Source organism: Pseudarthrobacter raffinosi (assembly GCF_023913735.1).
Lineage (GTDB): Bacteria > Actinomycetota > Actinomycetes > Actinomycetales > Micrococcaceae > Arthrobacter > Arthrobacter raffinosi.
In genome coordinates, this window is the sequence record NZ_JAMXBH010000018.1 from 43,924 (window position 1) to 64,054 (window position 20,131).

Below are 20,131 nucleotides of genomic sequence, written 5' to 3' on the forward strand. Positions count from 1 at the left end.
GATCTTGCGAACTAGTCCAGCGAAATGCCGAAATCGGTGGCGATGCCGTGGAGGCCCGTGGCATAGCCTTGGCCAACCGCCCGGAACTTCCATTCGGCACGTTGCGGTAAATCTCGGCGCAAATCATCGACGTTTCAGGTGCCGCGTCCTCGCTCAAATCGTAGCGGACCACTTCCTGATCCGTGTCCTGGTTCAGCACACGGCAGAAGGGAGCCTCGAACGACTAGAGGACGGCGGCAGCTGGTGCGATCAGATCCGCGACCGAGCGGCCCTGGGCCCGCTCCCCGATGGCCTTAAAGGTCCAGCCCGCGCCGTCACGGGATACTTTGGACATGATCATGGCCGAATGGGTCCCCGAGTCGGTCAGCTGGTACTTGGCAATTTCCGGGCTTCCTGGCGTGGAGTCGTCCACCAGCCGGCAGAAGGCATTCTGCACCTGGTCGAAGGTCTGGCCGGTGTAGCTGCTGATAACGAAGACGATGTGTGCCACTGCCGGGGAGACGAGCTCCAAATTGACCAGGATGGTCTCGTCATCGCCGTCGCCGTCGCCCGTCAGGTTGTCCCCGGTATGACGCGTGGAGCCGTCTTTGCTCTGCAGCTGGTTGTACCAGACCTGATCCAGCGACTTGCCAGCCGCGTCGAAGAAAATGGCCGACGCATCGAGGTCGACCTCCACCGACTTGGCCTTTCCGAAAAAGCCCTTCTTGACCGGGGCCGCCGAGTCCCAGCCCAGCCCCATCTTGGTCTTAGTGAGCGATCCGCCGTCTTTTTTGGTCAGCGACAGCGACTGGCCCTTCTGCAAGCTCAATCCCATAATTTTCTCAACCTCCAGCTAGTTTGAATACTCGAGTTCTCAGGTCCCAACGACTCCGGCCGTGCGCTAGTTCCGTGCGTACATGTGAAGTTAGTGGGGGCGAGGACGCGGACCATGCCGATCAGGCGGGTTCGAGAGCGATCCTAGCCGGAATCGAGGTGATGGCGAAGCCGTGGCGCGGGCGGAGCCGGACAAGGCGGCCGTGTATGGTCTCGTCTAATTGGCGAATCTCAAAAGCAGGACGGCTCTTGCCGGAAGGCATTCACACGAAGTCAATTTCCAGTAGGGATTGAATTCAAATGGGGGAAAATGACAGACATCAAGTATCAGGCGCGTCTGCAGGTGCTGTCTCAGTGGGCGACTGAGGCAGCTGGGCAGGGTCACCTTGTTCCGCGCATCGCCGATCTGGAGGCCATCTCCGCGGCGAGGACCGTCGATGCCCCGGGTGTGAGCAGGGAGGCCGTCCAGCCATGGTTGCCGACAATCCAGTGGCTGTTGAAACAGGCGGCTTTTGGTGTTGTGGACCCACATGTCCAGCTCCCCGACGAATTGTCGCGGCCCGTGCGTGCGGCCCACGCTCTCCAAGTCGTTCCACCCGACGAAAATTCAGCCGACGCGCCAGCGCCGCCGGCGATGGAATTAAGCCTCGTGGCGGTCGTTTCCCCGGACACGGAACACGGAAGCAGCCACGCCGCCGAAGCCGTCACAGTCATCGCGGAGATCAAACCCGCTCCCCCAATTGCCAAGGGACCGAAGTGGGAGTCCGAGGCCCATGAGCAGGTTAAAGACGCCGTTCAGCGATTCACCAAACCACTCCACGATCTCCTCACCCGTGATGCCAATGAGGGCGACACCCGCCTTTTGATTACGGACATGCTCTGCGAGGGTTTGGGCTATGACAAATTCCGCGACCTGACCACCGAATACATGGTCAGGCAGGATTTCGCGGACTACGGCGTCAGAATTGACAAGCAGCTGATTGCCTTCATAGAGGTCAAGCGGGTGAGCCAGAAACTCAATGAGCGCCACCTTCGCCAGGTCCAAATGTATGCGGTCAACGAGGGTGTGGAATGGATGATCCTCACCAACGGCCAGGTTTGGCAGGCCTACCACCTGACCGGTGGGCTCCCCGTGATTTTGAATCTCGCCTTCGAGGTTGACCTCCTCGGCCCTGAATCGCTGGAGGCAAAAGCGGACAAAATGTTCTTCCTCCACCGGGAGGCGCTGAAGCGCCGTCGGATCGATGAGCTGTGGAAGCACCGCGCGGCAACATCGCCGGATGCGCTGCTGGACGTCATCCTGTCCGACTCGGTGCTGGACATCATCCGCAAGGAAATCAAGCGGAATACCGGAATCACCACAACGGTCCAGACGCTGGCGGCAGTGATCCGGACAGAGATAGTTGACCCTAAGCTTCGCAACAGGTAGAGCGGACGACGGCGGGATCTCTCGCCATCGTCCGCTCGCGGTGGGTGCCACTCCCCCAGCGCTGCGGTGTCGCGGTCAGCGGGGAAGCCGTGTCAACTCAACGCTGTGGTGCAGTCGATTGCGGGGAAACCTCAGGCTGGGAATGTCCGAGGAATCCGTGTAGCAGCGACGCTGTTCCCTGCAGGTGATCTTGCGCCGCCTTGAAGGCTGCCTCATCGTCGCCCCGGAGTATGGCGTCCACGATTTCCTGGTGCTGCCGGTTGGAATGTTCCAGGTTGGGTTGGATCAGAGGTATCCGGTCCAGCAGGTCACTTACCTTTGAGCGGACATCCGCCACCGCGAGCGCAAGGCTTGGCGATCCTGCCACTTCTGCGATCGCCACATGGAATCTTGCGTCCTTCGGCCGGTACAGATTCGCAGGTGCACTGGCCACCTCGGCCAAAGCCCTTAACAGGTGACCGCGCTGGGCAGGTGATAACGTCGCCCTGGCCGCCAAGGATGCGGCCGCCGGCTCGAGTACGCCGCGAAAGGTTAGGACGTCGTCCACCTCGGCCGGATCGAGTTCCGGGTAGGACCCCGAACCCGCAGGGGGCCGGCTGCACACGTACGTTCCTCCATAGCGGCCGCGCTGAACTTCAACGTATCCGGCCTTCTGCAGCTCGGCCAGGGCATCCCGCAAGGTGGCGCGCGATACGCCCAGCATCTCGGCAAGTTCCCGCTCAGCTGGCAGCTTGGTCCCTACACCGAACAGACCGAGTTTGATGTTCTGGAGCAAGCGTTCGATGGTCTCCTCGAAGGCGTTGCCGTGCCGGACCGGGCGGAGAATCGGGGCGGGGCTTCCGAGCAGTTCCTCTTCCATACCCTTATCCTAATCGGTCCAAAAAAAGGCCTATGGCAGGGGCCATTGAAGCGGGAAAAACCGCCGCACCGGCCGGAAGCACGGTTGAACCGAGGAAAAGTTGGCCGAGATCAGGGAACCCTCTTGACCACGCTCGTGATCTGGCACACACTGTAACGAGCTTATGGTCTTATTTCATACCAATACCCTTGGACGATGGGAACTACAGTGGCATCCTCTGATTCAGCCCAGCTTACCGACGACAAACGATATCTCCAGCACCGACAACTGAAACGCGGGGCCGCGGGGTGGATCCTGCTTGCAGGACTCGGAGTTGCCTACGTCATCTCCGGCGACTTCGCAGGGTGGAACCTCGGCCTCGCCCAAGGCGGATGGGGCGGTCTCCTCATTGCAACTGTTCTCATGGGCATCATGTATACGTGTATGGCCTTCGGCCTCGCCGAGCTATCCTCGGCACTTCCTGCCACTGGCGCGGGATATGGATTCGCCCGCCGGGCCCTGGGCCCCTTGGGCGGATTCGCCACCGGAATGGCCGTGCTCATTGAATACGCCGTTGCACCCGCTGCGATAGCCATTTTCATTGGCGGCTATGTTGAAGCGCTGGGACTCTTTGGCCTGACCAACTCTTGGCCGGTCTATTTGGTGACCTATGCAATCTTCGTTGGAATCCATCTCCGCGGAGTGGGCGAAGCCCTAAAGATGATCTTCGGGATCACCGCAGTCGCTGTCGTCGCCCTGGTTGCGGTCGTGGTGGGGCTGGCCCCGCATTTCAACGTCCAGAACCTCTTTGACATAGTCCCGGACGGCTCACCCAGCTCGAGCGCTTTCCTGCCGATGGGAATCAGCGGCGCCGTCGGTGCACTGGTGTATGGCATCTGGTTCTTCCTTGCGGTCGAAGGGGTTCCCCTGGCCGCTGAAGAGACCGCCGACCCGAAGAAGGACATGCCGCGGGGCATCATGGTCGCGGTGGTGGTACTGGTCGTCTTCGCGGCCCTGATGCTGGTGCTCGTTCCGGGGGCCGCAGGGTCAGCGGCAATGAGTGGGTCCGATAATCCCCTCCCGGAAGCCCTGCGTCTGGCGTACGGCGGCAACACTTTCCTGGCCGACTTCGTCAACTATGCTGGCCTCGCCGGGCTCATAGCCAGCTTCTTCTCCATCATCTACGCCTATTCCCGCCAACTCTTCGCACTGTCGCGGGCAGGGTATCTTCCCAAGTGGCTGTCCCTGACCGGCAAGCGGCGAACCCCCTATTGGGCACTGATCGTCCCCGGAACGATCGGCTTCATCCTGGCGGCAGTAACCGGTGACGGCGCGCTCCTGATCAACATCGCCGTCTTTGGTGCCACTGTGTCCTATGTCCTGCTGAACCTCTCGCACATTGTGCTGCGGAAGAAGGAACCCGACCTGCCCCGCGGTTACCGGACCCCCGGAGGGGTCGTGACCACCTCCATCGCGCTGGTTCTGGCGGCAGTCGCGGTTGTCGCAACATTTGTGGTCGATGTCAACGCGGCGTCCATAACTGCTGGAATTTTCGGCGCAGCGCTCCTCTACTACTGGTTCTACAGCCGGCACCGCATCGTTGCAGGCGCTCCCGAAGAGGAATTCGCGCAGCTGGCCGCGGCCGAGGCAGAACTCAAGAACTGACACCCATCCCGCGGTCCGATCTCTTACTCTCATAATAACGATCAAAGTTACGGAAATCACATGACGAATCAAACAACCGGCACGTCCGCGCAAGCCCAGCTCAGCGTCGATGAGCTGCGGGACCTGGTCGCTTCCGGTGACATTGACACCGTTGTCGTTGCCATCACGGACTCGATGGGACGCCTGCAGGGCAAACGATGCGGGGCAAGGTCTTTCCTTGAGGACGTGCTGGGGCACGGCGCCGAAGGCTGCAACTATCTCCTGAGCGTGGATGTGGAGATGAACACCATTGACGGGTACTCCATGTCCTCCTGGGCGAACGGCTATGGAGACATGGTGATGCGGCCCGACGTCTCGACCCTCCGCCGGGTGCCGTGGCTGGAAGGCACCGCCATGATCCAGTGCGACATCCTCTGGCTCGACGGCCGCCCCGTCTCCCAGTCCCCGCGCCAGATCCTGCGCGCACAGATCGAACGCCTGGAGGCGCTGGGATACCGCGCCCATATCGGCACCGAGCTCGAATTCATCATGTTTGACGACACCTACGAAGAAGCCTGGGAAAAGAAGTATGAGGGCCTCACTCCCTCAACCCGCTACAACGTGGACTACTCACTTCTGGCCACGGCAAAGCTGGAACCGGTCATCCGAAGCATTCGCACGGGTATGGAAAAGGCAGGCCTGGTGGTCGAATCGTCCAAGGGCGAGTGCAACCTGGGCCAGCAGGAAATCACGTTCCGATATGCCGAGGCGCTTACTGCCTGCGACAACCATGTCTTTTACAAGAACGGAGCCAAGGAAATCGCCGCCCAGCAGGGCAAGAGCATCACATTCATGGCGAAGTACAACGAGCGTGAAGGCAGCTCCTGCCACATCCACTTCAGCCTGACCGACCTGGACGGCAACCCGGTCCTGGCCGGCGATGGTGAGCATGGCTTCAGTCCCGTCATGGAGCATTTCATCGCAGGCCAACTCGCCGGGCTGAAGGAGCTGGCCTACTTCCTCGCTCCGAACATCAATTCCTACAAACGCTTCGTGGAAGGCAGCTTCGCGCCAACAGCCATCGCCTGGGGGCTGGACAACCGCAGCTGCGCACTCCGCATCGTCGGGCGCGGTCCCGGCCTTCGGGTGGAAAACCGCGTGGGGGGCGGGGACGTGAACCCTTACCTCGCCGCCGCCGCATTGATCGCCGCAGCCATCCACGGTATCGAGAATGAACTCCCGCTCGAGCCCGTTTTGACCGGCAATGCCTACCAGTCCGACGCCGACCGCATCCCAACGAACCTGCGGGACTCCCGTGCCCTGCTGGCCAACAGCGAGATTGCCCGCAAATCCTTCGGCGATGAAGTTGTGGACCACTACGTCTTCGCAGCCGATGTCGAACTGAAAGCTTTTGACAGCGCCGTGACGGACTGGGAGCGCAAGCGTGTCTTTGAACGTCTCTGATGGCTACCGTCCCCGGATTGGACTGACAACCTACTTTCAGCAGGCTTCCTGGGGCGTTTGGACAGCGGATGCGGCAGTTCTGCCGGGAACCTACGTCCAGGCGGTCGTCGCTGCCGGCGGCACCCCTGTCCTGTTGCCGCCCGTCGGCACTGACCCATCGATCGTGGAGGTCCTGGACGGACTGATCATCTCCGGAGGCAGCGACGTGGGCCCGGAACAGTACGGGGCGCAGCCCCACCGGCTCACCCGCGCCCAACCGGCCAGGGACGTGCACGATATCGCCCTCACCAAGGCAGCTTTGGACGCCGAAGTCCCCCTTTTCGCCATCTGCCGGGGAGCCCAGATCCTCAATGTCGCCATGGGCGGGTCGCTGATTCAGCACATCCCCGATGTGAACCCGGAGGCGGACTACCAACCGGCGCCGGGCGTATTCGGCAACGTGGAGTTCACGACGGCGCCGGGCAGCATCAGCCGGCATCTGCTGGGAGCATCGGCCAGCGCACCCTGTTACCACCACCAGGCCATGGACCGGATCGCTGACGGCCTTTCCGTCACGGCGGCGGCGGCCGACGGCACGGTGGAAGCCCTCGAAACGGCAACGGGCGGATGGGCACTAGGGGTCCAATTCCACCCGGAACAGAATCCCAACGATCTCCGGCTTTTCAATGGGTTCATTGAGGCTGCAACCAACTACCGCAAAAATCGAACGGAGAGCCCCGGCAATGTCCACCAGCACGTTTGAGTCCACCAGCACGTTTGACGTACTGAATCCGGCAACGGAAGAGGTCATCGAGACCATAAGCCTTGCAACACTTGCGGACACGGACAGGGCGATCGAGAAGGCCGTCCAGGCCTTCGAGACCTGGCGCCATGTTGCCCCTGCAGACCGGGCCCTCCTGCTGCGAAGGTTTGCCGCGGTAGTTGACGCCGATCTGGAAAACCTGGCGCAACTGGAGGTCCGCAACGCCGGGCACACCATCGGCAATGCCCGATGGGAAGCAGGGAATGTCCGCGACGTCCTCACGTACTACTCCGCAGCCCCCGAACGGCACCTTGGCCAGCAGATTCCGGTAGCCGGAGGGGTCAACGTCACCTTCAACGAACCCCTCGGGGTCGTGGGAGTGATCGTGCCGTGGAATTTCCCCATGCCCATCGCGGCCTGGGGTTTCGCCCCTGCGCTGGCCGCCGGCAACACCGTTGTCCTTAAACCGGCGGAACTGACTCCCATGACCGCCATCCGGCTCGGACAGCTGGCTCTGGAAGCGGGGCTGCCCGAAGGGGTCCTGCAGATCATCCCGGGCAAGGGCTCAGTCGTCGGGGAACGGTTCGTCACCCACCCTGCAGTGCGGAAGGTCGTCTTCACCGGTTCAACCGGCGTCGGCAAGCGGATCATGGCCGGCTGCGCGGAACAGGTCAAACCCGTGACCCTGGAGCTGGGCGGCAAGAGCGCCAACATCATCTTCGCCGACGCGGACCTCGAAGCCGCTGTCGCGGCAGCACCCGGCGGCGCTTTTGATAACGCCGGGCAGGACTGCTGCTCCCGCTCCAGAATCCTGGTCCAAAACAGCGTCTATGAAAAATTCCTTGAACTCCTGGAACCAGTCGTGAAGGCCCTGAAGGTCGGCGACCCCAGCGACGAGGCGTCGTTCATGGGGCCGCTGATTTCCGCAGCCCAACACCGCACAGTCTCCGGCTTCGTCCCGGACGGGTCATCTGTGGCTTTCCAGGGATCCGCGCCGGACGGCAAGGGGTTTTGGTTCCCTCCCACCGTTCTTACGCCCGCCCGCGAGGACAGGGTCATGCATGAGGAGATCTTCGGCCCCGTCGTGGCAGTCGTTCCCTTTGAGGACGAAGCCGACGCACGCCGCCTGGCGAATGACTCGATCTACGGCCTGTCCGGATCCATCTGGACACGGGACATCGGTCAGGCGCTGAGGATGGCCCGGGGACTCGAGTCGGGAAACCTTTCGGTGAACTCCCACTCCTCGGTGCGCTACTCCACGCCCTTTGGCGGATTCAAGCAGTCAGGACTCGGACGCGAACTCGGCCCGGACGCCCTGAACGCGTTCACCGAAACAAAAAACGTCTTCATCTCCACCAACCCATAACGTCCCCACCACAAAAGGAAGAAAAAATGATTGAAGTAATTTCCAACCGCCTCAAGGGACGCAGCGCTGTCATCACCGGCGGCGCCAGCGGCATCGGGCTGGCCACAGCTCGCCGGTTCGCCGCGGAAGGCGCCCATGTGGTCATCGCTGATCTGGACCCGACCGCCGGGCAGCGCGCAGCCGACGAGGTCGGCGGCCTCTATGTGAAGGTGGATGTCACCAGCGAAGAGGAAGTGAAGAACCTCTACGCCATCACCAACGAAACGTACGGAAGCGTGGACATCAGCTTCAACAACGCGGGAATCTCGCCGGCAGACGATGCCTCAATCATCGATACAGGAATCGATGCGTGGCGCAGGGTCCAGGAAGTAAACCTGACCTCCGTTTTCTACTGCTGCAAATACGCCCTCCCTTACATGCAGGCACAAGGGAAGGGCTCCATCATCAACACGGCGTCGTTCGTTGCGGTCATGGGTGCTGCCACCTCGCAGATCTCCTACAGCGCCTCCAAGGGCGGGGTGCTGGCCATGAGCCGGGAACTCGGCGTCGAATTCGCCCGGCAGGGAATCCGGATCAACGCACTCTGCCCGGGACCCGTCAACACGCCCCTGCTGAAGGAACTGTTCGCCAAGGATCCCGAGAAGGCAGCCCGCCGCCTCGTTCACGTTCCCTTGGGCCGGTTCGCTGAACCGGAAGAACTGGCAGCAGCAGTCGCCTTCCTCGCCAGCGACGATTCATCCTTCATCACCGCCTCGACCTTCCTGGTTGACGGCGGCATTTCAGGCGCTTACGTAACACCCGAGTGACGGCCAGGTCTTCCGCGTGGACCCTATCCCCAAGGCACGTGCGCGGCAGATCGGGGGCGTCGCAGATTACTTAGCGGACGACGGCGGGAGGCACCCGCCGTCGTCCGCTTGGCGACGCCCTGGCGGGGCTGCGGGAGGCGGCGCTTGCCGGGGTTTCGGTGATTCCAGACCTGGCGGTCACGCGCGGGCGGCTGCGGCTGATCGCCGAGCATCCCGAGCTGGCCAGCCGGAGTTACGAGTCCCTGGCGCCGCAGCGCGAGCGCGCCCGGGCGTACCTTGTTTCGGCAGGAGTCGACGAGGATGTGGCGGGGTATCTGTGCGCCGCGTTCGTGGGCGCCACGTTCGAGGCCTGGATGCGGTGGGCCGCGGGGACGGATCCGGATCCCGTCCCCTATCTGGTGGCGGCCGCCGGGGTGCTGCGCCTGCCGTAGCACCCCGATTAAACGCAAGCGGACGACGGCGGGAGGTCCGCTTGCGTTTGCGGCATTTACTGTCTGTGGTGTTCAGCAGTGGCCACGCGGGCCTCGCGCGAATCCGTCTTGTTTGCCGGGAGGCCGGCGGGCCCGCTTCTCGGCCACGGGAAGTCTCCGCTTCACGATGGCTCTCCCGCCGGTTCCCGGTAGGTGCTTTCCGGAACATCAGTGATGAACATGTGTCCGGGAGCGTGGCCGATGGCGAAGGAGGGCCTGGATGCCATCACTGCGCTCTGCGGTGTCACGCCGCAGGCCCAGAAAACCGGCACCTCCCCTGGCCGGATCTCCACCGCATCCCCGAAGTCGGGGCGGTTGATGTCGGCAATGCCCAGATCCTCCGGTGACCCGACGTGGACCGGGCTGCCGTGGACCTTCGGCACTTCCGACGTGACCCTGACGGCGGTTTCAACCAGCCCGGGCAGCATCGGGCGCATGGAGACCACCATGGGGCCGTGGATCCTGCCGGCAGGGGTGCACTCGACGTTTGTGCGGTACATGGGGACGTTGCGGCCGGTTTCGGTGTGCCGCAGCGGGATCCCTTCGCTGGCCAGCGCGGCTTCGAAGGTGAAGCTGCAGCCGATGAGGACGGCCACCATGTCGTCACGCCAGACTGACGCGACGTCGGTGACCTCCTCGGCCAGTTCGCCGTCCACCCACACCCGATAGGCGGGGATATCGGTGCGGATATCGGAGCCGGGCGCCAGGGCGCTTTCATACTGTCCCGCCGGAATGATGTCGATGACGGGGCAGGCTTTGGGGTTCAGCCGGCAGAATTCGATGAACTCATCGGCGTAGTCTGCCGTGACCGCTATCAGGTTCGCCTGGGTGTAGCCGTCGCTCCAGCCGGAGGTGGGGGTGACCAGGCCGTTGCGGAACTTCAGGCGTGCGTCGGCGGGGGCCAGGAGGGCGTGTGGCTGGCTCACTTGGACTCCACAAGTTCAGCCGGCGCCTGCCCGGCCTGCAGGTATTCCTCATCCTCGGCAACGTTGGAGTCGCGGCCCAGGGCCAGGCCAACCAGGGTCAGCAGGCAGGCGACGCTGAGGTAGACGGCCACCGGGACCCAGCTGTCATAGGTGCTCAGCAGGAGGGTGAACATAAACGGTGCGATGGCGCCGCCGATGATGCCGGCGAACGTGTAGGCCAGTGAGCTGCCGGTGGAACGGAGCCGCGGCGAGAACTGCTCGACGACGAACGCTGCCTGGGGTCCGTACATAAACGAGTGGCAGAGCAGGCCCAGCACGATGCCCACGACCAGCATGACCGGGGACCGTCCCTCAAGAACGATGAAGAACAGGTAGGACCAGACGGCAGCGCCAACTGCGGCGATTCCGTAAACCATGCGGCGGTTGATGCGGTCGGAGATGGCTCCGGCGAGAGGCATGGTGAAGATCTGGAGGGCTGACCCGATCAGGACGGCGACGAGAACCTGGCCGCGGTCGAAGCCGAGCTCCTGGATGCCGTAGGTGAGCGTGAAGACGGTGCACATGGCGTACAGAACGTCCGGGCCAATGCGGCTGAGCATGGCGGCGATGAGGGGCCGGCGCTGGGTGGCCAGCACTTCGCGGATGGGGGCCTTGGGCTTGTCGCCCCGGGCTTCCATGGCCTTGAAGATGGGGGTGTCTTCGAGCTTGAGCCGGATCCAGAGCCCGAAGGCCACCAGCAGCGCGGAGATCAGGAACGCGATCCGCCAGCCGAAGCTCAGGAAGTCTTCTTCGGACAGGGTCAGGGTGAGGACGGCGAGTGCACCGTTGGCCATGAGGTTGCCGGCGGGCGGGCCGATCTGTGCGGCAGAGGCCCAGAATCCGCGCTTGTTCGGGTCGCCGAATTCGCTGGAGAGCAGGACCGCGCCGCCCCATTCGCCGCCGACGCCAACGCCCTGGGCGAAGCGGAGGAACACGAGGATGGCGGGGGCGATGACGCCGATGTTGTCATACGTGGGCAGCAGGCCGATGAGGAACGTGGCCACGCCGATCAGCATCAGCGTAATGACCAGGATCTTCTTGCGGCCGATCTCGTCCCCAAGCCGTCCGAAGATGATGCCGCCTACGGGACGGGAGATGTAACCCACGGCGTAGGTGGAGAAGGCCAGCAGGGTACCCGTGACGGGGTCCGAGGCCGGGAAGAAGATAAGCGGGAAGACGATCGCAGCGGCCGCGGAGTAGACGGCGAAGTCGTAGAACTCCAGCGCGGTTCCGGTCAGGCTGGCCGCGAATGCCTTGTACATGTCCTTGCGCGCCACCGGGGGCTTTGCGTCAACGGGGGCCATGGCTTGGGGAGTGGCCATGTTAAACCTCCATGAAGAGAGTTGATGTCATCCGTGTTCGGGATGGATGGTGCTGGTGAGCATGCTTCTGTCTCGCCTGCGTGCGGCGTTGCAGGGTGGGACATTTGGGCGCTTGCCGTCAGGATGGCTGCGGAAGTCGGAATTGCGGCGATCGTTGGATTGTTGAACAATCCTCTTGTTGAACAAGCTACGCGACGCAGATCACACCGTCAAGGGGTTCATGGGATTCAGACGCCGCCGGCAGTTGCGGAGTTGAGGGCGCGGGCCATCGCAAGAGGAGCCGGGCGTAGGGCTTACTTCGAGGGAAGGGAAGCGGACGGCGGCGGGGGGCTCCCGCCGTCGTCCGCTTCCGTTTGGTGCCTACTGGCTGAAGGGGACCTTCTCCCAGCTCAGGACATCATCGCTGTCGCTGCTGTTGCCGACCACCGTGAACCTGACGTAGTTGGTGGCGTTGGCCGATCCGTCCACGGTGATGCGCTGCAGGTCATCCGCGGCGGGCTGGCCGTAGACCTCCAGCCATGGTGAGCCTTCCGCCAGCGGCTGGTTCTCGGCAAAGACGTGGCTGTCGCCGTTGATGAGATAGACCGGGCGGTCAAAGCGGTTGGTCTCTTCAATGATGGCCGCAACGATCTCCCGGAACCGGAGACTGTTTCCGGGTTGGCAGCGGCCGCGGCGAGCAGCGACGGATCAAACATGTCGGCCTGCGTCATCAGCACCACGGCGCGGTCGTTGCGGCGCTCGGCGTCGGTGAACGTGTCACGTATCTGGCCCAGGACGGCATCCGTCCGGTGCTCAACTTCGGCCAGCTGCTCGGGCGTGGGTGTGGTTTCGCCCAGGCCGCTCCATGGAAGCAGCGAGTTGTTGCTGCCCTGGACGTTCACCACGGAGAAGGCCACGCGGTTCTGGGTGAAGCGGACATTTTCCGGAAGCCCAAGCTTCTCTTGCGTCTTGACCGGCATGGTTGCGCCCAGGGTCTTGCCGGGCTCGTCGAAGAAGACGTCCCGCAGCTTGTCCAGCCGTTCCAGCGGGTTGTAGGCGCCGTTGTTAGTGCGGTGGCAGTCCACCCACTCGTTGTCGCCCGGGGTGAAGACCAGCGGGTGCTCGAAAGTGTCGAACTGTGAGCGGATGTCGGCGAAGTACTCGTCTGAGCACACCGAGGAGCCGTTCTTGATGTCGCCCACATGGGTGACGAACTTCAGCGCCCTGTCGCCGTTGATGTCCTGGATGCGGGACGGGAACTTGGCGATTTCGGCGGCGCCGTAGGGAATGTCGCCGATGACGCCAAAGGTGAAAGCCTGGCTGTCAGAGGTGTTATTGGCTGCGATGGCGGGCTGGGACGCAAGGAGGCCGAGCGCCAGGACGGCCGCCGCCGTCGTCGTTTTCACGGTCTTTGAAGGCATGGTGGTGTTCCTGTGTCTGCTGAGTGGGGGCGGCTTTAGAGCGTGCGGGCGGCGAGGAACTGTTCCAGCGCCTCAAGGTCGTCGGTGTTGATGTGGTCCACGCCGGCGTCGAAGAGTTCGTTCCAGACAGCTTCGCGTGCGGCGCCGGGCTGGTCAGGGGTGGCCCAGAAGCGGACCCGGTAGCCCTGGGCGTGTGCCTCTGTCACGTATGCGTGGAGCTTGGTGCGTTCTGCCTCGGGCATGGGGCCCACGCCCTGCCAGGTGAAGAGCTTGGTCCAGTTGTCGCTGATCAGCGGCATCAGCCCGGCAGGCATGCCGGAGGTGAGGTCGGCGGAGCGTCCGTCATAGAAGCCGAACCGCTTTTCCTGCGCCTGCATGGTGGCCAAGGGGCGGTTTCCGCTGATGACGGCGGTGACGGGCCCGGTTTTGGTGGTGCCGTTGCTGTAGCGGCTCATGATGTCCCGGTGCTCGGCCAGTTCCTGCTCGATGGCGGCGTAGGTGGCCTCGCCCTCACTCTTGATGTCGATCAGGAGCTGCAGGCTGCCGTCCCAGTGCGGGTAAACGCTGTGGCCCTGGTTCCGCACCAGCTCGTCCAGGGGATCGAGGTAGAGGCTCTCGAGCGTTACTCCGGGCTTGGCGTCCTCGAGGTCGTGGGCCACCAGCAGTTCGCCGTCCACCAGCCACACGTCGGCTTCGACGCTGGTGAAGCCGTGCTCCAGGGCGTCGAACAGGGGTCGGTCGTGCTCATAGTCGTTGTGGGCATGGGCTGCGGCCAGCGGCTGTCCGAGGACCACGGACGACGGCGCATTGGCGGGATTTGCGGCCGGCGGGGCGGCGATTCCGGTCAGGGAGGTGAGGGCTACGAGGGCTGTGACGGCGCTTTTCAGGAACACGGGGTTCTCCTTGGTACAGCAGGGTCGGTTCATTTCCCAGGCGATGGAGGCGCTGGGCGGCGGTGCGTGAAAAGACTTCCTGCTGCCGGAGAACGGGCGTTGCGCCAACGGTTTCGGGACGGTGAACAGGAGGCGTCGTTTGGACCATATGGCTACGGCCGCTCGCCTACGTCCGCGGGTTTTGAGGGAGGAGAGGATCAGGCCACAGCGTTATGGCGTGATTTCGATACCATGCCAGCATGAGCACACGTGATACTCCTGCGCAGATCGGCGACCTTCCGCCGATCGGACGCCCGGCGAACAGCGCCCTGCTCGAGGCAGGCATTAGCACTTTGGCTCAAGTTGCTGCCTGCAGCCGCAGCCAATTGCTCGCCATGCACGGCGTGGGGCCCAAGGCTGTCCGGATTCTGGAAGCCGCGCTCCAGGCTCAAGGGCTACGGTTCGCTGACTGACCACCCACCCTGCATTCTCCGGGCTGGAAACACCAGGATGCCCGCCGCCTGGGTGACGTTATCCAATTCCCGGGCGCCCGCACGGATCAGCAGGCATAAGCTGATATCAGCACGTCTCTTCCAGCGCCGGGAGGTCATCATGGACACTGAAACCGCCGATGTTATCGGCCATGATGTCACCACCATCGTCTGCGTGTGCGGCAACACCGTCAGCAAGGACGGGTTGATTCAGGCCAACTCACAAGGCGTCCCCGTCCACAACGGAGAGAACACTCCGGTCCCCGCGGAGCTGGCGGAATGGCCTGCGGATGAGGATCTCTACACGCTGTGTCCCTCATGCGGCCGTGTGTACCGTGACTCGGTCATCGAAGAGACCGGGACCGCGCCCGTTGCTTTCCGGGTCGACGTCGCCGCCGGCCCAATTGCCGAGGCAATCCGGGTGCACTGGGACCTAAGCACCTAGCCCAGAAACTGGCAGAGCGGACGACGGCGGGAGGTCCCGCCGTCGTCCGCTCATAACTGGTGCGGCAAGAGTCAGTTCTTGACGACGTCCAGCTCGATCACGGCCCAGGACAGCGCCGGCAGCGTCAACCGGAGCTCGGAGCCGCTCGCCTTCGCGCCTTCCAGCGGCTTGAGCCCCACCTGGTCCTGACGGCTTTGGGTGTTGGCCGTGAAACGGTCCCCGCCTTCCGGGATTTCCAGGACCTCGGCACGGACCACCCGGCGGGCGTCGAACCCGCGCAGGGCGACCTCGACGTCGGCAGCTTCCTCAAGGCCGCGGTTCGCGAAGAACAGTGCCACGCGACCCGTTTCCTCGTTCCACGTTGCACTGACGTCCACCAGGTCGGTGCCGCCGAAGCGGGCATTCTCGTACTTGTCCGAGTCAACAGACAGCCGCAGGATCTGGCCCTTGGCCAGCTCCGCCATGCGGGCGAACGGGTGGAAGATGGTCTGCTTCCATGCCGGTCCGTTTTCCTCGCTGAAGATCGGTGCAATGACGTTGACCAGCTGAGCCTGGTTGGCGATCTTGACGCGGTCGCCATGGCGGAGCAGCGAGTTCAGCAGGGTTCCCACCACCACGGCGTCTGTCACGTTGTACTTGTCCTCGATGACCCGGGGGTGCTCGCGCCAGCCCGCCTTGGCGACGTTGTGCGGCTGGTCCTCCGTGTCCAGGCCGCGCTGGTACCAAACGTTCCACTCATCGAAGGACAGGTTGATGTGCTTTTTGTGTTTGCCCTTCGCACGCACGGCGTCAGCGGTGGCGATCACGGACTCGATGAAGTAGTCGGTGTCCACTGCGCTGGCGAGGAAGCTGCCGACGTCGCCGTCGTTCTCCTGGTAGTAGGCGTGGAGGGAGACGTAGTCCACCTCGTCATAAGTGTGCGTCAGGACAGTCTGCTCCCAATCGCCGAACGTCGGCATGCCGGAGCTGGAACTTCCGCAGGCCACCAGTTCGATGTCAGGGTCCACGAAGCGCATGGCCTTGGCGGCTTCCTGAGCCAGGCGGCCGTATTCCTCAGCGGTCTTGTGGCCGATCTGCCACGGCCCGTCCATCTCGTTGCCCAGGCACCAGAGCTTGATGTCGAAAGGATCCTTGTGGCCATTCTTGGCGCGGAGGTCTGACCAGTAGGTGCCGCCGGGGTGGTTGGCGTATTCCACGATCTCGCGGGCTGCATCCACTCCCCTGGTGCCCAGGTTGATGGCTTCCATGATTTCCGTGCCGGCCTGGCGGGACCAGTCCACGAATTCGTGCAGGCCGAACGCGTTGGTCTCCACGGTGTGCCAGGCGCCGTCCAGCCGGCGGGGACGGTTCTCCCGCGGGCCGATGCCGTCTTCCCAGTTGTAGCCGGAGACGAAGTTGCCGCCGGGGTACCGGATGACGGTGGCGCCGAGCTCCTTGACGAGCTTGAGCACGTCCTGGCGGAAGCCGTTCTCATCGGCCTCCGGGTGGCCCGGCTCGTAGATGCCGGTGTAGACGCAGCGGCCCATGTGCTCCACGAAGGAGCCGAACAGGCGGCGGGGGACTTCGCCGATGGTGAAGTCGCGGTCGAGGGTGATCCGTGCGCGGGACATGTGCGGTATCTCCTTGGTTGTGGTTCAGGTCTTTGGTGAGTGGTAAGTAAGGTGCCGGATCAGGTTCCGGCGAGTCCCGTCGTCGCGACGCCCTTGATGATCTGGCGCTGGAAGAACAGGAAGACGAGGATCAGGGGCAGCGCCGCGAGGAGCGCGGAGGCCATGTTCTGCGCGTACTGGATGCCGTACGCGCTCTTGATGGTTTGCAGCCCCACCGGAAGGGTGAGGAGCCCGCCGTCGTTCGTGGCAATGAACGGCCACAGGAAGTTGTTCCAGGCGCCGATGAACACGAAGATCGCGACGGCGGCCAGGATGGGCTGGGACAACGGCAGGATGATCTGGGTGAAGATCCGCAATCGGCTGGCACCGTCCATCACAGCGGCTTCTTCAAGTTCGCGGGGAATCTGGTCGAAGAACTTCTTGAGCACGAACACCATGGCCGGGTGGATGACCTGCGGCAGGATGATGGCCCACGAGGTATCGATCAGGTGCAGCGCCAGCATTTGGTAGAAGAGCGGGATGATGAGGACCGGCGGCGGGATGATGATGGAGGCAATGATCACCGTCATCAGCACCTTCTTGCCTTTGAAGTCGATCCGGGACAGGGCGTACGCCACCAGCGCCGAGATCACCAGCGTGATCGCCGTGATGGCCGCCGAGGTGTAGAACGAGTTCCAGGTCCAGAGCGGGATGTTGCCATCCTGGAACACCTTGACGAACGCTTCAGCGGTAAAGCCCGACGGCGGCATCCAGCTGACCTTCGGAGCTGCGGCATCCGTCTCGGTCTTGAAGGCGGTGGCCGTGGCCCAGGCGAACGGAATCATCCACAGCACGGCGATGAACGCCGCCACAACGAGCGCGGCAATCTTGCCTGCGGTCATCTTCTTGCGGGGTTTTCGGGCCTCTTGGCTGGTGTTGGTGCGGGGAGTGGGACGCGTGAGGGTAGGGATTGCCATGGTTATGCACTCCTGCGGCGGGTGATGACGAACTGCATGACCGAAACGAGCACGATCAGTCCGAAGAAAATGTAGGAGATGGCTGCGGAGTACCCCAGCCGGTAGCCGGTGAAGCCGGTTTCAAAGATGTACTGCACCACCGGGCGGGTTGATCCTCCGGGCCCGCCGGCGGTCATCTGGTACACCTGATCGAAGATCTTCATGGACGCGAGGATCTGGAGGAGCACGATCATCACCGTGGTGGGGGTCAGCTGCGGCAGGGTGATCGAGAAGAACTGCCGCCATGCTCCGGCGCCGTCCAGGGACGCTGCTTCGTAGTGCTGTGCGGGGATGTTCTGCATCGCGGCCAGGTACAGCAGGAAATTGAACCCCACGGTCCACCACAGCGTGGCGATGACGATCGCCCACATGGCCACGTTGGGATCGTTGAGCCAGGCGACTTTGGGGAGGCCCATCTTGGAGAGGAAGTCATTGATCAGGCCAAGCTGCGGGTTGTACATCCAGGTGAAGAACAGCGAGACCACGGTGGAGGCCAGCAGGTACGGGGCGAAGTAGGAAAGCCGCCACAGCCACTGGGCAGGCAGCCCGACGTTCAGCAGGGCAGCCATCACCAGGGCCACGAGGACCAGCGGGACGGTGCTGATGACGGTGAAGTAGAACGTGTTTCCCAGGGAGCGCCACATATCGGCGTCGGCCAGTGCCTCGGCGTAGTTCGCGAAGCCGATCAGGCTGTCATTGGCGCCGGTCAGGGACTTGCCCGTGAGGCTCATGTAGATGCCATAGAGAATGGGCCACACCAGGAAGACCAGGAAGAAGACCAGGAACGGGGTGGCGAATGCCCAGCCGCTCAGGTTGCTCCTGGTACGGCTCTGCGAAGTGCGGCGCGTTGGTTGGGGTTGGGTCGCTGCGGCGATGTCCGGCTGGCCGGTACTGCGCCGGGACGCTAGTGAAGAACTCATGAAGGACTCCTTTGTCGCTCGGTGCGGTTAGACCGGGTTGGGCCTGGAAAGAAGGGTGTTGGTGCGGCGCTCAAAGGCGTCCCAACCTGCGGCTGCCTTGTCGCGGCCCAGGAGCACGTTCTGGACGTTCTCCGCAAAGTAGGTCTGCCAGTCCGAGCCGGAGCCGCTGAACCAGGCTTCGGGATCGTAGGCGATGATGTCCGCTGCGTTCGCGTAGTGGATCTGCGGCGTGAGGTCGCGGTATGCCTGCGACTGGACCACGGGCTGGTAGGCCGGAATGTGCCCGGCTTCTGCCCAGGAGAGTGATCCTTTGAGGACGTCGCTCACGAACTTGTAGACGTCCCGCCGTTTCGCGTCATCCACGTTCAGCTGCCGCGGCAGGACGAACGAGTGCGAGTCTGCGTAGGCTGCCGGCGTTCCGTACAGCGTGGGAATGGTGGCAGCGTCCACCGGAAGTCCGGCTTTCTTGAGCGTGGGCAATTCCCACACTCCGCTGAACAGCATTCCCGAGTCGCCGCGGGCGAACTCCGCGATGCCCGTGCTGATGTCGCCGGCCTTGGCAGCGATGGTGTCGTCAAAGAGCGATGCCATGAATTCCAAGGACTCAATCGCGGCGTCGCGGTCCACTTTCATCGGCTGGCCCGGGATCAGTTCCATATCCGCGCCATGCTGCTTGTAGAGCGTGTAGAACAAGCGCCACATCTGGGAACCGCTGCCGAGGTATCCGAAGGACAAACCATGGGCCTGGGTGACCTTCTGCATTTCCCTGGCCATGGCCATGAACTCCTGCGGAGACGTTGCCTCCTGCAGTTGTCCGTTGCCGCCCAGGACGCCGGCTTTGCCGGCGATGTCCGTGTTGTAGAACATAACGAACGGGTGCGAATCCAGGGCGATGGAGAACACCTTGCCGTTCTGCTGGCTCTTCTCCCAGATGCGCGGGGCAAAGTTGTCACCGGTGACGCCGTGCTCGTCCAGCAGGTCCAGGTCCCAGGGGTCGATGAGCCCGCCGGGGGCGTATCCGGGAACCCGGCTGGCATGCATGATCGCCACTTCCGGTGGCCGCCCGCCGGCCGATGCCATGGCCAGTTTGGTGTAATACGGCGGGCCCCAGGCCAGGACCGTGGGTTGGACCTTGAAGCCGGGGTTGGCCTGGTTGGCTCTGTTGATCATGGCCTGCATCTTGATGCCGTCACCGCCGGACAGCAGGTGCCAGAACCCGATGTCCCGCGGGCCAGAGGCTTGGGCGTTTCCGCCGCAGCCGGTCAGGCCGCCTGCTACCAGGACGCTGCCTAAGGCTGCCGTTCCCGTCAATAACTGCCGTCGGGACACTTGCTTCCCGAAAAATTCAAACTGCTTCACCCGTCACTCCTTTGGATGGGTCCGCGGAAAGGTCACTTCTTGTTGCTCAAAACTCCGGTTCCGGTGCGTCCCCGTTCCCGGGCCGATGCCTTCAGGGGGTGACGCACGCCTCACATTACATCGATGTAATGGACAGGGCAAGAGAAAATTGTTAGCGCCCACAATCGGGTGGGCCGCTCT

19 protein-coding genes and 1 pseudogene are annotated in these 20,131 nt (G+C 63.2%); 9 read left to right on the forward strand and 11 right to left on the reverse strand.

Annotated elements, in window-relative coordinates:
- Positions 1-11 precede the first annotated feature (11 nt).
- Positions 12-199, reverse strand: a pseudogene (locus NG698_RS16285) (TerD family protein).
- Positions 200-223: 24 nt separating this feature from the next.
- Entirely contained in the window at positions 224-814 is a 591-nt protein-coding gene (locus tag NG698_RS16290) for a TerD family protein (protein WP_252568464.1), read from the reverse strand.
- A gap of 309 nt (positions 815-1,123) precedes the next feature.
- On the opposite strand from NG698_RS16290, the gene NG698_RS16295 reads away from it, so the two are divergent.
- Entirely contained in the window at positions 1,124-2,242 is a 1,119-nt protein-coding gene (locus NG698_RS16295; protein ID WP_252568465.1) for a type I restriction enzyme HsdR N-terminal domain-containing protein, read from the forward strand.
- A 97-nt stretch (positions 2,243-2,339) separates the two neighbouring features.
- Here NG698_RS16295 and NG698_RS16300 read toward each other — a convergent pair whose 3' ends face one another.
- Positions 2,340-3,101: a FadR/GntR family transcriptional regulator gene (locus NG698_RS16300; protein ID WP_252611007.1), complete on the reverse strand. Its 762-nt coding sequence runs from the start codon at positions 3,099-3,101 to the stop codon at positions 2,340-2,342.
- A gap of 195 nt (positions 3,102-3,296) precedes the next feature.
- On the opposite strand from NG698_RS16300, the gene eat reads away from it, so the two are divergent.
- The 6 genes from eat (at position 3,297) to NG698_RS16330 (ending at position 9,533) form a co-directional block, all read left to right on the forward strand.
- Positions 3,297-4,745, forward strand: a complete 1,449-nt coding sequence (gene eat, locus NG698_RS16305) for an ethanolamine permease (RefSeq protein WP_252611009.1) — start codon at positions 3,297-3,299, stop codon at positions 4,743-4,745.
- A gap of 60 nt (positions 4,746-4,805) precedes the next feature.
- The gene (locus NG698_RS16310; protein WP_252611011.1) at positions 4,806-6,188 is read left to right on the forward strand and encodes a glutamine synthetase family protein; all 1,383 of its coding nucleotides are present in this window, start codon (positions 4,806-4,808) and stop codon (positions 6,186-6,188) included.
- Positions 6,169-6,930, forward strand: coding sequence for a gamma-glutamyl-gamma-aminobutyrate hydrolase family protein (locus NG698_RS16315; RefSeq protein ID WP_252611013.1), 762 nt, complete (start codon positions 6,169-6,171; stop codon positions 6,928-6,930). The genes NG698_RS16310 and NG698_RS16315 overlap by 20 nt, the downstream gene beginning before the upstream one ends.
- Positions 6,911-8,296 carry an aldehyde dehydrogenase family protein gene (locus NG698_RS16320; RefSeq protein ID WP_252611015.1) on the forward strand — a complete coding sequence of 462 codons (1,386 nt, stop codon included), beginning with the start codon at positions 6,911-6,913 and terminating at the stop codon, positions 8,294-8,296. Before NG698_RS16315 ends, NG698_RS16320 begins: the two co-directional genes overlap by 20 nt.
- Positions 8,297-8,322: 26 nt before the next feature.
- On the forward strand, positions 8,323-9,102 hold the full coding sequence (locus tag NG698_RS16325) for a 3-oxoacyl-ACP reductase (protein WP_252611017.1): 780 nt from the start codon (positions 8,323-8,325) through the stop codon (positions 9,100-9,102).
- 158 nt (positions 9,103-9,260) lie between these two features.
- Positions 9,261-9,533: a hypothetical protein gene (locus tag NG698_RS16330; protein ID WP_252611019.1), complete on the forward strand. Its 273-nt coding sequence runs from the start codon at positions 9,261-9,263 to the stop codon at positions 9,531-9,533.
- 161 nt (positions 9,534-9,694) lie between these two features.
- Here NG698_RS16330 and NG698_RS16335 read toward each other — a convergent pair whose 3' ends face one another.
- The 4 genes from NG698_RS16335 to NG698_RS16350 form a co-directional block, all read right to left on the reverse strand.
- Positions 9,695-10,498, reverse strand: a complete 804-nt coding sequence (locus tag NG698_RS16335; protein ID WP_252611021.1) for a putative hydro-lyase — start codon at positions 10,496-10,498, stop codon at positions 9,695-9,697.
- On the reverse strand, positions 10,495-11,859 hold the full coding sequence (locus NG698_RS16340; RefSeq protein WP_374210100.1) for an MFS transporter: 1,365 nt from the start codon (positions 11,857-11,859) through the stop codon (positions 10,495-10,497). Before NG698_RS16340 ends, NG698_RS16335 begins: the two co-directional genes overlap by 4 nt.
- A 389-nt stretch (positions 11,860-12,248) precedes the next feature.
- On the reverse strand, positions 12,249-13,259 hold the full coding sequence (locus NG698_RS16345) for a metallophosphoesterase family protein (protein ID WP_252611023.1): 1,011 nt from the start codon (positions 13,257-13,259) through the stop codon (positions 12,249-12,251).
- Between the two features lie 35 nt (positions 13,260-13,294).
- Positions 13,295-14,152, reverse strand: coding sequence for a phosphatidylinositol-specific phospholipase C/glycerophosphodiester phosphodiesterase family protein (locus NG698_RS16350; protein WP_252611025.1), 858 nt, complete (start codon positions 14,150-14,152; stop codon positions 13,295-13,297).
- Positions 14,153-14,391: 239 nt separating this feature from the next.
- Here NG698_RS16350 and NG698_RS16355 point away from each other — a divergent pair, with 239 nt between their 5' ends.
- Both NG698_RS16355 and NG698_RS16360 read left to right on the forward strand, forming a co-directional pair.
- Complete coding sequence (locus NG698_RS16355; protein ID WP_252600407.1) at positions 14,392-14,604, forward strand: helix-hairpin-helix domain-containing protein; 213 nt, start codon at positions 14,392-14,394, stop codon at positions 14,602-14,604.
- A gap of 139 nt (positions 14,605-14,743) precedes the next feature.
- Positions 14,744-15,067 (forward strand): hypothetical protein, encoded by a 324-nt coding sequence (locus NG698_RS16360; RefSeq protein ID WP_252600406.1) that lies wholly within the window; start codon positions 14,744-14,746, stop codon positions 15,065-15,067.
- A 71-nt stretch (positions 15,068-15,138) separates the two neighbouring features.
- Here the strand turns inward: NG698_RS16360 and arfA are convergent, their stop codons facing one another.
- From arfA to NG698_RS16380, 4 genes are read right to left on the reverse strand one after another with little or no spacing between them, the layout of a single operon-like run.
- Complete coding sequence (gene arfA / locus NG698_RS16365) at positions 15,139-16,677, reverse strand: arabinosylfuranosidase ArfA (RefSeq protein ID WP_252600404.1); 1,539 nt, start codon at positions 16,675-16,677, stop codon at positions 15,139-15,141.
- A 59-nt stretch (positions 16,678-16,736) separates the two neighbouring features.
- Complete coding sequence (locus tag NG698_RS16370) at positions 16,737-17,633, reverse strand: carbohydrate ABC transporter permease (protein WP_252611027.1); 897 nt, start codon at positions 17,631-17,633, stop codon at positions 16,737-16,739.
- 2 nt (positions 17,634-17,635) lie between these two features.
- Positions 17,636-18,592: a carbohydrate ABC transporter permease gene (locus NG698_RS16375; protein ID WP_252611029.1), complete on the reverse strand. Its 957-nt coding sequence runs from the start codon at positions 18,590-18,592 to the stop codon at positions 17,636-17,638.
- Between the two features lie 27 nt (positions 18,593-18,619).
- Complete coding sequence (locus NG698_RS16380) at positions 18,620-19,951, reverse strand: extracellular solute-binding protein (protein ID WP_252611031.1); 1,332 nt, start codon at positions 19,949-19,951, stop codon at positions 18,620-18,622.
- Between the last annotated feature and the right edge of the window lie 180 nt (positions 19,952-20,131).

Coding starts and splice junctions, on each gene's coding strand:
- NG698_RS16290 (WP_252568464.1), bottom strand. CDS start 814: ATGGGATTGAGCTTGCAGAAGGGCCAGTCGCTGTCGCTGACCAAAAAA.
- NG698_RS16295 (WP_252568465.1), top strand. CDS start 1,124: ATGACAGACATCAAGTATCAGGCGCGTCTGCAGGTGCTGTCTCAGTGG.
- NG698_RS16300 (WP_252611007.1), bottom strand. CDS start 3,101: ATGGAAGAGGAACTGCTCGGAAGCCCCGCCCCGATTCTCCGCCCGGTC.
- eat (WP_252611009.1), top strand. CDS start 3,297: ATGGGAACTACAGTGGCATCCTCTGATTCAGCCCAGCTTACCGACGAC.
- NG698_RS16310 (WP_252611011.1), top strand. CDS start 4,806: ATGACGAATCAAACAACCGGCACGTCCGCGCAAGCCCAGCTCAGCGTC.
- NG698_RS16320 (WP_252611015.1), top strand. CDS start 6,911: ATGTCCACCAGCACGTTTGAGTCCACCAGCACGTTTGACGTACTGAAT.
- NG698_RS16325 (WP_252611017.1), top strand. CDS start 8,323: ATGATTGAAGTAATTTCCAACCGCCTCAAGGGACGCAGCGCTGTCATC.
- NG698_RS16340 (WP_374210100.1), bottom strand. CDS start 11,859: ATGGCCACTCCCCAAGCCATGGCCCCCGTTGACGCAAAGCCCCCGGTG.
- NG698_RS16345 (WP_252611023.1), bottom strand. CDS start 13,259: ATGCCTTCAAAGACCGTGAAAACGACGACGGCGGCGGCCGTCCTGGCG.
- NG698_RS16355 (WP_252600407.1), top strand. CDS start 14,392: ATGAGCACACGTGATACTCCTGCGCAGATCGGCGACCTTCCGCCGATC.
- NG698_RS16360 (WP_252600406.1), top strand. CDS start 14,744: ATGGACACTGAAACCGCCGATGTTATCGGCCATGATGTCACCACCATC.
- arfA (WP_252600404.1), bottom strand. CDS start 16,677: ATGTCCCGCGCACGGATCACCCTCGACCGCGACTTCACCATCGGCGAA.
- NG698_RS16370 (WP_252611027.1), bottom strand. CDS start 17,633: ATGGCAATCCCTACCCTCACGCGTCCCACTCCCCGCACCAACACCAGC.
- NG698_RS16375 (WP_252611029.1), bottom strand. CDS start 18,592: ATGAGTTCTTCACTAGCGTCCCGGCGCAGTACCGGCCAGCCGGACATC.